Origin of the sequence: Shewanella sp. JNE2, assembly GCF_023159115.1 — a bacterium.
In the GTDB taxonomy this organism is placed as follows: Bacteria; Pseudomonadota; Gammaproteobacteria; order Enterobacterales; family Shewanellaceae; genus Shewanella; species Shewanella putrefaciens.
In genome coordinates this window covers 3,394,207-3,407,652 of record NZ_CP096169.1, presented here as the reverse complement: position 1 = coordinate 3,407,652, position 13,446 = coordinate 3,394,207, and the positions used below count along the sequence as shown (strand labels likewise).

The 13,446-nt window shown below is 44.3% G+C and carries 5 protein-coding genes and 1 pseudogene; all 6 read left to right on the top strand.

Annotated elements, in window-relative coordinates; all coding sequences use genetic code 11:
- Positions 1-171: 171 nt before the first annotated feature.
- Positions 172-1,125 carry a WYL domain-containing protein gene (locus MZ182_RS15255; protein WP_064497051.1) on the top strand — a complete coding sequence of 318 codons (954 nt, stop codon included), beginning with the start codon at positions 172-174 and terminating at the stop codon, positions 1,123-1,125.
- An 80-nt stretch (positions 1,126-1,205) separates the two neighbouring features.
- Complete coding sequence (locus MZ182_RS15250) at positions 1,206-3,041, top strand: site-specific DNA-methyltransferase (protein WP_064497050.1); 1,836 nt, start codon at positions 1,206-1,208, stop codon at positions 3,039-3,041.
- Between the two features lies 1 nt (position 3,042).
- Positions 3,043-5,694 (top strand): DEAD/DEAH box helicase, encoded by a 2,652-nt coding sequence (locus MZ182_RS15245; protein ID WP_064497049.1) that lies wholly within the window; start codon positions 3,043-3,045, stop codon positions 5,692-5,694.
- 96 nt (positions 5,695-5,790) lie between these two features.
- On the top strand, positions 5,791-9,672 hold the full coding sequence (locus tag MZ182_RS15240) for a hypothetical protein (protein ID WP_248065718.1): 3,882 nt from the start codon (positions 5,791-5,793) through the stop codon (positions 9,670-9,672).
- The gene (locus MZ182_RS15235; protein ID WP_248065719.1) at positions 9,672-12,098 is read left to right on the top strand and encodes a hypothetical protein; all 2,427 of its coding nucleotides are present in this window, start codon (positions 9,672-9,674) and stop codon (positions 12,096-12,098) included. Before MZ182_RS15240 ends, MZ182_RS15235 begins: the two co-directional genes overlap by 1 nt.
- A gap of 71 nt (positions 12,099-12,169) precedes the next feature.
- Positions 12,170-13,351: pseudogene (locus tag MZ182_RS21380) on the top strand (DUF4268 domain-containing protein).
- The last annotated feature ends 95 nt before the right edge of the window (positions 13,352-13,446 follow it).

Sequence of the window (13,446 nt, the reverse complement as noted above, 5' to 3'; positions counted from 1 at the left end):
GCCTATTCAGTGTTTTATGGCCATCTGTCCAGCTTCAACCGGTAGAGATTGATTAGTCATTGCGGATAAAGAGCAGGATTGAGTGACGCTTTTCAATGTGATTACGCGATGTCGGTCCGTATTTTATAAACAGAGTTTTAAGAAACTGGTTGAATTGGATAAACAAGACGCATGACAAATGATGGTCTGAAACAAACGGTAGCAGCGAGTTCACTCGCTAAAGAAAGTGCGAAAGGAAAGCCAGATAGGCTTTCGCAGATAGCGCAGTTGCCACAAGCAACCAGGGATCGCATTGCCCACATCGACTTCACCTTATTGTTTAAGGGAGAAGCGGTACGGGCGGATTTAGTTGATCGCTTCAGCATAGCCGCTGCACAAGCAACGAAAGACTTCACAATGTACCGAGAGCTTGCACCAAGCAACATTGAGTATGACCAAAAGCTCAAGTTGCATAAACGTGGTGAAGCATTTGAACCCTTGTTCGACTATGACGTTGTTCGAACACTGGCAACCATTAGCCAAGGGTACGGAGATGGCTTCACTGGAAAGGTAAAACCACCTCTTGCGTGTGAAGCGCCTTATCACCTTAATAAGCCGAATCTATCGATTGTCGCGAAAGTCACCGAAGCCATACACAAAGGCAAAGCCTTGCGTATCACCTATGTGTCGTTATCGAGCGGAGAAACCACGCGTGAAATTGTACCGCATACGCTGGTGGACAATGGCCTACGTTGGCATGTTCGTGGTTTTGACCGCAAGCATAGTGAGTTCCGTGACTTTGTATTGACCCGCATTAAAGCTGCGGTTGTGCTTAAAGACTCTACATTATCTGAAGCGGAGCTCGAAACTCAGGACAGGCAATGGAACCGATTTGTAGAGCTGGAGTTAGTGCCACACCCACGCATAGAACACAGTGAAGTAATTGAACTGGACTATGGCATGACGGAGCGCGTGATGAAGGTTGAGATCAGAGCTGCAACTGCGGGGTATTTGCTCAGGCTTTGGAATGTGGATTGTTCCGAGACCGCGTGTTTATCAACCAGTCATTGTCAACTGGCATTAAACAATCGTGCTGCGCTGTATGGGGTTCAAAACCTTGCAATTGCGCCGGGTTATGTCACTTAGATGATGAGCACAACCCAGACAACCGCTTTTTATGACTAAAGATTAATCATCAGAATTAAATAAGAATTTAAGGAATACCGATGCCAACGTTGGATTTTAAAGGTAAACAGTTTGTTTATTCACACCACCTGAGTGTGCCGTTTCGTGAACTAAAAGTGGTTGAAGATAAATCGTTACCACAGCAAGGCAAGGCGGCATCGCTGGATGATAACCTCATCATCCATGGCGACAACCTTGAAGCCCTCAAGGCGTTACTGCCTACCCATGCGGGTAAAGTAGACTGCATTTTTATCGACCCGCCATACAACACAGGCAATGAAGGCTGGTGTTATAACGACAACGTGCGTTCACCATTGATGCAGGAATGGTTGAAAAAGTCAGCCAACCCTGTTGATAAAGAAGATATGGAACGTCATGACAAATGGCTTTGCATGATGTGGCCTAGATTAACTCTTTTGAGGGAGCTATTGGCAGATGAGGGAAGTATCTGGATGACTCTTGATGATAACGAGATACACCGAGCAAGGATGCTTTTTGATGAAATATTTGGCGAGGAAAATTTTGTTGCGTGTTGTGCATGGGAGAAAACCTATACGCCGAAAAGTAATGGGAGAGTCATAAGTACCGATCATGATTATGTTCTGATCTATTCAAAGACTTCATCTTTTACCGAGCATGGCTGGAATTACCTTGCTAAAAATGAAGAGCAAGTTGGGCGCTACAAAAACCCTGATAATGATCCCAATGGTCCTTGGAGAACATACCCATTGGATGTTCGAACTGAGGATAGCGAGCGCAGGGAAAAATACCGTTATGAAGTAGTTCTTCCTTCTGGGAGGGTTGTAAAGCCTGCTAAAGGAAGGCACTGGGCGCTACCTGAAGCTGAGTTTATAAAACAGAGAAACGCTGGCGAAATTTATTTCGGTAAAAAAGGCGATGCTATGCCTACAAAAAAGGCATATTACGATCCTAATGAAGATAAAGGGGTTATCGCACGCAGCTGGTGGACTTATAAAGACGTTAAAGGTAATCAAGACGCAAAGAAAACACTGTTAGATATTTTTGGTGATGTTGAGACTGATTTCCTTACTCCAAAACCATATCAATTAATTCAAAGGGTTCTGGAAATAGCCACAGACAAAGATTCTATAATTTTAGATTCTTTTGCTGGTTCAGGAACAACAGCACATGCTGTGCTTGAAGCTAATAAGAATGATTCAGGGAATCGAAAATTTATATTAATTGAGTGCGAGGAGTATTGTGACCGCACCACGGCAAGTCGTGTTCGAGGGGTGATTAATGGCTACAAATTCAAAGGTACTCAAAAACAAGAGCTTTTTGCAGAAAAAATCACTTGGTCTGTATTTGAAAAGAAACAGTCTAAGCTTCTAGAAAAAATTGCTGAAATAGAAGCAAAACACAGCAAAGATTTCGACAAAATCAAAAAAGAGCTCAAAGACGGTGTGCTGACTGTCACCGGTGAGCGCAAAGTGGATGAGTTTGCCCCTGGCATTGGTGGCAGTTTTACCTATTGCACCTTGGGTGAACCGATTCAAATTGAAAGCTTACTTACCGGCGAAGCGATGCCGTCATTCGACGCGCTCGCACGTTATGTGTTTTATACCGCAACTGGTCAGTCGTTAGAAACGGTCGCTAAAGCCTCTGCCGATGGTTTTATCGGTGAAACAGACTTATTCCGTATTCATCTGTTCTATCGTCCAGATAGCGAATGGTTGCGCTCAAATGAAGCCGCATTAAACGCGGACAAAGTCGAGGTTATAGCGAAAAACAATGCTACGAAGAAGCGCACCATTGTCTTTGCTGTGGCGAAATTTATGAGCCAGAAAGACTTAACTGAAAAACGCATTGAGTTTTGCCAGTTGCCTTACGCTATCCATCGCATTATGGGGGCGTAACATGGAGTTAAAAGACTACCAAAATGGTGTGCTGGATAAGCTGGACTATTATCTGAAAAAGCTGGCCGACACCAAGGAAGAAGCGGAAGATTTTGTGGCTTTTCAGAAAATGAAAGGCAAAGAGGCTCGCTTAACCGATTACGCCAAAGATACGTGGGAAGCTCTGGTACAGGAGCGCCGTATTGACCTACTTAAAGACAAAAGCGGCCACTTGGTGCCAGCGCCTTATGTCACAAGATTTGACGGCTTAGAGCGGCCAATTCCTAACGTATGCCTGAAAGTACCGACGGGTGGCGGTAAAACCTTACTTGGCGTTGCTGCGGTCGAGCGCCTGCAAACGGATTTGTTTGCGCAACAAACGGGTATGGTGCTGTGGGTGGTGCCTTCGGATGCTATTTACAAGCAAACCTGGAAACAGTTGGCTAATCGTGAACATCCGTATCGGCAAATGCTTGAACGTGCTTCGGGTGGGCGGGTAAAAATGCTCGAAAAGAACGATGCCTTTACCAAGCGGGATACCGACGAAAACCTGTGCGTTATGTTGTTGATGCTGCAATCCAGTGCGCGTCAATCTAAAGAAACCTTGCGCATGTTCCGTGACAGCGGGCGATTTACCACTTTCTTCCCGATTGAAGATGACACCACAGCCAATGAGGCGCTGTTGAGCAGTATTCGTAATTTAGATTGTAACGATCTTTCGGATTACGGTTGGCAAGAAGGCATCGCCCCAGGCTCTGTGTCAGTCAAACAAAGCCTAGGCAATGTGTTACGTATGGTTCGCCCAGTGATTATTGTGGATGAAGGGCATAAAGCCTATAGCGAAACCGCACGAGAAACCCTGTGTGGATTTAACCCTAAGTTTATTCTTGAGCTCTCGGCAACCCCTAATGCAAACGGTAAGCATCACTCAAATGTGCTGGTGAACGTGTCTGGGCAAGCGTTGAAAGATGAGCAAATGATTAAGTTACCCATCAACTTAATCAATGAAGACAAAAGTGAGTGGAAGCATACCTTGTCGCTTGCGCACGCTAAATTGGCAGAGCTTGAACAAGATGCCGGACAGCTACAAAACGAAACCGGTCGCTATATTCGGCCCATCATGCTGATCCGTGTTGAGCGCACAGGTAAAGATCAACGAGATTCAGCCTTTGTGCATGCGGAAGACGCCCGCGAGTATTTGATGGAAAAATTGGGCGTAAATGAAAATGAAATTCGCCTGAAAACGTCTGACAAAGACGAGTTAGGTGATGATGATTTGCTCAGCGAAATGTGCCCCGTTAAATACATCATCACAAAGGATGCACTGCGTGAAGGTTGGGATTGCCCCTTTGCTTATGTGTTAACCGTGTTGTCAAAAATGACCGCCAAAACGGCAATCACCCAAATGATTGGCCGGGTACTCCGTCAACCACATGCGCGATTGACGCAAAAACCAAGCTTAGATGAGTGTTATGTCTACACCTTTGATCAGGATGTGATGGAAGCCGTCGCCGGTGTTAAGCAAGGCTTAGAAGAAGAAGGGATGGGGGATGTGGCGAATCAGGTTAAAGCCTCGGAAGCCAATAAACCCGCCGCAGTAGTGAGCAAAGAAACCTTATTGCGTAGAGAGCGTTTTCGTAACCTACCGAAAATATTCTTGCCTCGTGTTTTACACCGTGATGCAGGGTACAAAGATGGCTACCGTTTGTTTGACTATGAACGGGATGTGCTGGGTGACCTAGATTGGGAATCGCTGTCTTATTTGAATGCAGATAACTTTCAGCTAGTGGACGACAAGTTACAGCGCACGATTGCCCGTATCGACTACAAAATGTCAAAGGATAACCAAGGCGAATTGGACTTGGCCGATCCGGTTCACGAAAACATCGAGTTTGACCCCATCGCAGGCCTAGACATCTCCTTTATGGTAAGGCAGCTCACCGATGTTATTCCAAACCCATGGCAAGCCATGCGGGTATTAACGCACACCTTAGACAGCTTGCGTCGCAATGGGGTTACAGAGGAAGCGCTGTTTACTAATCGCCTAGAGCTGCTCAAAGAGATGAAGCGCGACATTAAACAGCAGGTTGCGCAATTATCGGAGCAAATCTTCAGATCTAAGTTGGACAAGGGGGATATTTCCCTACGTCTACTCGCTTCAGACAACGAAAAGCTAAATTGGGAACTGGCGCAAACCTTAGAGGTTAATGTCAGTGAGCATGATCAGGTGCTTCGCCGCAAAGATGGATCAGAACTCGAAAAAAGCTTGTTTGAAAAGGTCTATCAAAATGGGCTGAACAATTTAGAGCGCGACACAGCCTGGTATTTGGATAAGCAAGCGTCTGTGTATTGGTGGCATCGTATTGCAGTAAATCAACGTGAGTACAGCCTACAAGGCTGGCAAAAGCAAAAGGTTTACCCTGACTTGTTGGTGTGCGTCGAACAGCCAAACTCTGGTAGTTACCGCTTCTCTGTACTGGAAACCAAGGGTGAGCATTTAAAAGGGAACGACGACACTGAGTACAAGCGGCGATTGTTTGAGCTGTTAACTGAGCACGTCAAGACGGCAGTAGATGCTGGCGAACTTACGTTGGAAGCAGCATCGGGTGGTATGTCGTTCAGAATGCTGATGGAAGACAGTTGGTCACAAGAGATCGTGCCTGAATTGAATTAATGAGTCATTTGTTGGTGTTGTGTCGTCTCCAACCTTGTCGCCCCTTCTAAAAGAGGGGCGAAACTCAAAAGGAATATCAAGTTAACGAGGATTTAGATGAGTCAGCCAATACCGACTTCTTATAATCAAATCATTGCGCATACGATTGAACAGGCGCTTGCCCTATCGGTGAATGCAAAGAGCGAAAATGCTATTGCTGGCTTTTGTCAGTTACAAGGCCCAACAGGCGGGGGCAAAAGTAGTTCGCTTTATCGTAGCCCTGACGGGAAAATTCCAGCGAGCCTTGAATTTATAAAATCCAAAGGGTTGCAGGCCATATTGGTCACCCATCGCTGGAACATCCTGCATGACATTTATGAAAGTGCCACGAGTGCAAAAGACAGTTCAGGTAATCCACTGCTCGTTAGTATCCTTTATGCTCAGGATGAAACTGTTGTTAGTGCGGTTTCGCAACGGGCACTGCCACACGAACAAGGCGTTCAAAAGTCTGACTTGCCCGATCCTTATAAGGCCATTGAGGACATCCATGGTTTAGGAGTGTTTCGTTCTAAGGCTGATAAAGAGGCTCTCGTTCGTGCTTGCCACAACGTTGCGGCCATTGCCCGTAATGTTGAGTACAAAAAGAAAAATCCTGATTCTATGGGCGTCTTACTCGAACGAGAAGAGCAGGAACTAAGAAAACTGTGTGGCTTTGTCGAGCGCACACTACTTGGGTGCATGTCGTCCTTAGAGAAGGCCGTGAAGTATGCCAGTAAGCACCATGGCAAGACGCATGAACTCACAGAGCAAGCAAAAGAAAAGCTTCGTTTATATAGAGAAAACAAATGGGTGCGTCGAATTTTCCCGGCGATTGCCTGGCACGATGATAAGCAACATTTGCTGGTGTTAACGACGCAGAAGCTGTTCGCTTCCTTTTACGACGGTAAACAGAAAGTCAGAATGTCGAGCGGCCAACTGGCCGGAAAGGTAGTATTTGTTGATGAGTTTGATTACCAAGCGGACATTCTACAGACATTACTTGCCCAGTCTCAAATGGTGCAAGAGCCGCCTGAGTGTATTGGTCAATTACTTGAAGGGGGCAAGCGTCTTTTAGCGCGAATGCAGTTTGTTACTGCTGAACCTATACCTGAGCTTTACAGTGAGCTGAAACAGCTTATTGCGGAGCTAGAGGAGGATTTGACCAGCAAAGGTGTCGATCTCAATCAGTCTAGGGCGCTGGTAATACCATTAAAGCAGTATGAATCCGGTGTGCCGTTCGAAAAGAAATATCTGTTTCGCTCAGATCATTTAGTAACCAGTGAGCCTTTGCAATTACAGCAAAAACCTCACGGCTTTGAAGTGAAAAGTTATGGGCAAAGCGATGAAGCATTAGTTGATGTCGGTGATTTTTTGCGTGTGATGGAGAAATATATCAGACGCTTCAGTTTGCTGTTGTCGCAGTTCGCAACCGATGAGTCCGAAGCCTATGAGTATCTCGTTCGGCTAAACCGATTGCTGTTTGATCCTGCGAATGACTATCGACCATCCTACTACAGCACAGCGTTACCCAGCTTATCGCTGTTCTCCTTGCCTCGCACTAGCTTGCCAGAGTTAGAAGCGTTGAGTAAATCAAATCGATTACCTAATACTCAGACGAATATGTTTGGCCTAACAACCTGGCTGTTAACCACGGATGAAGCCGAAGCGGATATTGACCCGTTGAGGATCAAAATTAAACGCGCACTATTGCCGACAACACCTGAAGGATTAATGGTTTCGTTGTCGAGTCGAAACCTTGTTTTTGCACTATCCGCAACCTCTTATATCGAAAGGGGGATTGGTCATTTCGATATACGCTGGATTGAAAGCGCTTTGCATTACGTGGCTCAGGCTCGCAGTCCACAATGTACCGAGAGTTTTTTGGGCGATAGCTTTGAGCAGCGCCCCGAAGATTGGTTTAAGAAGCCAATTCCGTATTTACAAACTGACGAGGATAAGCAACTGCAAATGGCAGTGATCCGCTCGTTGGTTAAAGAAAAATCTGAAAAGCGTCGCTCAGCACTGAAAACCACGATCCACGACTTTGATGATGCTATCAATGCGCCAGTTTTTCAGGAAGCGAAACAGCATCTCGATGCTGCTTTTTTTGAGGCTGAGCACTCAGATTACAAGTATGAATACCGGCAGTCTGTGTTGTTTAAATTACTGCACGTTCTGCATTTGGCAGCGAATGAGCCACAACATAAAGGACACCTGGCCTTTGTTAACTCAGTCAAATACCTTCGGAAGTGGTTGATAAGTGATACCGCAGAAAACAGTAGGATGAGTGCGGATTGGCTTGAAATGGAGCGTTTAACCACTGGCGTACTGTCTTCTTTTGACGATGTGTTTATTCCTTTGGCTGTCAACGGTAAGCCCATGATGATTTGCTTGCTCAATGCTGAAGCACAAAAGCGAGAAGGATTTGAGCACGCCTATCAAGCGGCGTTCGACTCTGGCCGAACCGTGGTGGTAATGACACAAACTGCATCCGCTACCAATGGCATTAATTTGGACTACTCCTTGCCCAACTCTCAAGGACAGATGGATCTGACGTCACTGTTTATTATTGAAAGTAAGCACTTTTACTTTTCACCATGGGATAGCAATGACGCTGATGATGAAATGTCTCATGCTGGCTTTCAGCTCAGAAACTTAGAAAAATTAGTCAGACGTTCAGAGTTTTCACGCAAGCAGCAGCGGCAATTTATTATGCCGTTGATGAATAACTCAGTCGCTAAAATCCAGGAGCTAAACAAGCTCTATAAAGGGACAAATGACTACGTTAAGAATCTCGCCGCTGACGTGCAGCAGCAAGTTGGTCGTATTGAACGTGCTTGGACGTATGTGCCCCATGTCGCCATTCATCTAAGCGATGATGTAGCAGGCCATCTTCGCAACTACGGCCAATTAACCGTTTGTACTAACAACCGAAATTGGGTTTCAAACCTTAATAATCAGCTGATTGATGATCTTACTCATTCCGAAGATGCATCGGTTTCCAACTTTCTTACCTTGTTGAAAACGCGATCCCAAGATGGCTCTGCTGCGGTAGATATTATTGATAACAAGTTAGTTTCCGCTATCCGAGATGCACGACAAGGTAAGGGTTGTATCGAAGATATTTCAGGACTTTGGCATGAACTAGGCCGCGCTGTATTGCAGCATGATCTCCAATGGATGCCGCATAACAATACGTTTGGCATTACTGAGCCTTTGTGTCGTTGGGCGTGCTTTGAACGGCCCAAGGAAACAAAGGTTACTGGTGAAATATGGTACGACCCAAAAAGTTGGCAGTTCTTTGAAAAGCGTGCAGCCGGATTGATTAAGTATAACCCACAGACGCTTTATGAGGTTGTTAACCGGCAACCTGCTATTTCGGATTGGTTTAATCGCAAAGGTTTTCGAACGTCGTTTCAGCCGTTTGCCAATGACATTGAAGAGCAATTTGCGTTTCATCCCGTTGTTATTCAGCGCATTTTACAAGGGCGTATTGGTGAGGAAGGTATTCGCGCTCTGCTGAATGACAAACAGCTAGTCACTAAACAAGACGTCTACAACCATGAGCTGTTTGAATTATATGATTTTGAGATAGCAAATGCGGATGTTTTTGTTGATGCTAAATTTTGGTCGATAGCTGCTCTGGAACAGTCAGATGAAGGCTTTGAGCAATGGCTTGCCTCTGGTAAACGTCCTGAATTTGCGCCTTTGGGATTAATTAAGAAGCTGGAGAAGATTCGTCAAATCCGTGGTGAAAATGCCATTTTGGTTATCGCGAACTTATTGACTGGTGAAGATTGTTCCTTATCGGGCTTTTCTGAAATGTTGGAGCCGGTAAAAGTTGAGAATGCTTCAATCCTGTTTCTACCAGGTTGTTTGGTGAGCGATGGATATCAAATGACGTCTGGCTTTAAGTGGTTTTCGAAAATAGTTTGGCAGCGTATGGGGGAGCAAGGTTAATGGATAAAAATAAAGATTTGAGGAAGTTGCCGCTGTCTCATTTGGTTTATTTGAATAGCGAGGTTGATTCAGATAAAGCCAACAAATTCGTGGTTTATCACTATCCACTTCTCAATAACAACTATCAGTGGAAAGAGAAGAAAGCCTGGGAAGAACGTATCGATGCTGAGCTAGACAGTCGGCAGTTTGCCTATTTAATGAAAAAAAATGGTAATCAGTTTGGTCTCTATGTGGCTTTACAAAGTTCAAGTGATATTCCTCCATCTATTGTAGACGCTGAGTTGCAACCTATTACTCCCGTTCGAGTTGAATATTCACCGGTGTTAAATCCTGTGTGGATTCGACTAATGATGCGATCATTACGGGCTTTTGGCGGTCATTGTAAAGGCGCTTACAGTTTAGGTTGTCCGTTATTGAAAGTAGATAGCTGGGCTGGCGGTGTCAATGCGATCAGCCTAGATTGTAGAACTCAGCAGTTAAATGATGGTAATACCACTGAAATTGCTCTGTTCTATACCAATGTTCCATTAAGACCGTTATCTAATGATGATGATATAGATCGCATTAAGAAGCCTCTATGGGTCTATGACAAAAATAAGGTACTCGTCAGGTGGTATCCTGGCCATGAAAGAAAACCGAGAGGTACACTGTTTAAAGAAATTGGAAAGAGTAAAAATTCACGGAAACAGCGTCCGTTTCTGGATCTTTCTACACCAACTAGGTTTGAGCAAAGTTGGCCTATGGTGTTAAAACCAGTGCAAGATGCGTTTATCCTTTTTGCGCGTGACTATGGTTTTGAACTTTCAGCTAAAACGTTAAATCTCCAACCACTGACGTTGAAAACAAAGCATAAGGCCAATAAGGCTAAGTCAACTTTCCCAAGCATCGAGATATCCGGTGAAATCAAGGTTATAGACCTAAGAGTTAATGCCGTTGTTGCCTGTGAAGAAATCTTAGACTTATTTAAATCGCTAATTGCACAGAAAGGCGTCGATGTTTCGTGGGATTTACTAGACGGAATTGCGGCAAATGACTTTGAACGGATAAAGCTTGAACGTTCGGACCGTGTTTTGATTCTGCTAGATCAGGAAAAAGGTATAGAGGATGATCGTTATCCACTAACGAAGTCGTTAGTTGGACGGTGTGCAGTTCAACATATCAATGTTAATCCTCATGATGTAACGGGAGACCCTGTCGAAAAAGGGTTGTTAATCGAGTCAAAAAGAGACGATGACCCGATAAAGCTATACGTTGCGTCTGAGGGTGGATATTACACCTACAACTACGACTTATTAGATACCAAGGCATACAAAGAAGCGATTATTAGAAAGCTTGAAGTGGTTCTTAAAGAGTTAGAGATCAAACGTTTACTGATTGATTCTGATAGGGCTATTTCTCAAGTCTTGCCATTGCAACGCGCCTGTTTAAATGAATCAACCATTGTCATTACTGATGGTTATTTGTTTACGGTTTCAAACGACAGGCCGGTGTTGATCCCCTTCGACCCCACTGATTCTGGTATGACTTTGAAAATAAATGAGTACCTCGCCAATTTCGAAACATCCGTAGATGATTTGCTCACTTTGATGAATGAGAAGTGGCCCTATAGTTATCGTCAGAATGTCGTAATGGATTACTACGGTACTGAAGTTGATAAACAACGACGATTTGCGGCAAGAATTACGCTTGTTTTGAGTAAGGATAAGGATGCACAAGTATCAATCATGATGCAAGATCCATCTTACGACCAAACGAATGTATTGCCACTGGGTATGGAAGATGCGCTTTCGGATTTAAACAAGAAACAGAAGCCTTATCCGTTGACGGATTGGGTTCTGCCAGATAGTGAAGTATTGCTCAATATTGTCAAAGAGTTGAGTGATGATGGCGTGTTATCCAGCCAAAAGGCAACAATGCGATTTGAAAGTGAGTTACCCGAATTAGTTGAATTATGGCGAGAACAATTAGTTTCGCTTCATCAGCAAAATGAAACGAAGGTGACTTACTATCAGGTAAAAAAAGAGGTTATTCAGCGTTGGTTAGATAAGCGAGGAAAGAAAAAAGATACATCAATCAGCGGTAGTTTAGATACCTTGTTATCTCGATACTTTGATAAGCCTTTAAATGACATCAAACGCTGGATGAGTAACATACCGGGTATTCAACGCATATGGCACGACAAAGAAAAGGGATATTTTGTTGTCGGTGGATTAACCTCTCCAAAAGCTCAGTTGATGAGACAGCCAAGTATCCGACAATGGCATACCTTGCAAGGTGAATTGGACATCGAATTACTTGCTGATTTGCTAGATGTTGATTGGGTTCGTATGAATCAGCTTGCGGGTAACCCCTGCGTCACAACATTAATCAAGCGATGGAAAGAGATAAATCCCGACTCTAGAAATGCGGTTTTGCTCAGTTGCTAAATGGCTTTATTAAATAATTCTGTAAATGAAATTGAAGCGATAAAAAGTGCTAAGTAATAGGATAAATAAGCATGTTCACGGTAAATCATCAAACCAACAGGATTAGTCCTGTTAGGGCAAAGAAGTTCAGTGAGCTTGGCTTTTCTGAGCGAAAACACCTTCAGGAATGGTTGGCGCATGAGCCTTCTGCGCTGGGGGAAGAGTTATTAATTATTCAAAAGGAGTTCGATGGCTTTGATGATACCCGCGAACGCTTAGATTTACTTGCGCTAGATAAAGATGGCAACTTGGTCATCATTGAAAATAAACTGGATGACAGCGGTCGTGATGTGGTCTGGCAGGCACTTAAATATGCCTCTTATTGCGCCAGTTTGACCAAGGCGCAAATAGTTGAAATCTACCAGCAGTACTTGGACCGCTATCAACCTGTAACATGAGAAGTTGACCCATTAAATGTCCCCCAAGTTGCTGAACTTAATGCCAGTCAAAGAATTTGCGAATTTCTGGATGCGCCAGATCTGGATGAGGTCAAGCTCAATCTAGGTAACAGCCAGCGTATTATGTTAGTTGCGGCAAACTTTCGCAAAGAAGTGACCAGTACTGCACTTTGGCTATTGGGGCAAGGTATTAGTATTGCATGCTTTAAAATTACCCCTTATTCGTTGGGTGAGCAGCTACTTATCAATATTGACCAGATCATCCCCACGCCCGAAGCGAAGGAGCTGATGATCGGTATTAATGCCAAAGAAGCGGAAGAAAAAACGACCGAAGTGGTACTGAAAAACCGTCATACGGTGCGTCGCGAATACTGGGAGCGAGCATTAGAGGCGTTTCAGAAAAGTCCGTGCCAGCTCTACAACAACATTAGCCCGAGTAAAGATCATTGGCTATCAGCCGGTTCTGGACTGAGTGGTTGTCCGTATAACCTAATTTTTCTGCAAAAAGAGCTTAGAGTTGAGCTTTGGATTAGCCGTGGGATTACCGAAGAGAATAAATATCTCTTTGATTCCTTGCTTGAGTCCAAACAGGAAATTGAACAAGTATTTGGTGCGGAGCTTGAATGGATGAGATTGGATGAAAAGAAATCTTGTCGTATTCAGTTTTCGACCAAAGCTGATGGCTTCAATAAAGATACGTGGCCCAAAGCGGTTGCGTGGCACTTAGAGCAGATGACTAAGTTAGAAAAAGCTTTAAAAAGGCCGCTGCAAAAAGCGGCTGAAGCGCTAAAAAACAAACCGGCAGAGGTATCCTGATTCCCGTAACCTGAATTTTAGTATTTCAACGCGCTTATTTTATCGGGTTCAAAAAGACCTAAATACATTGTCTGCACATTTAGGTATTAAATCTT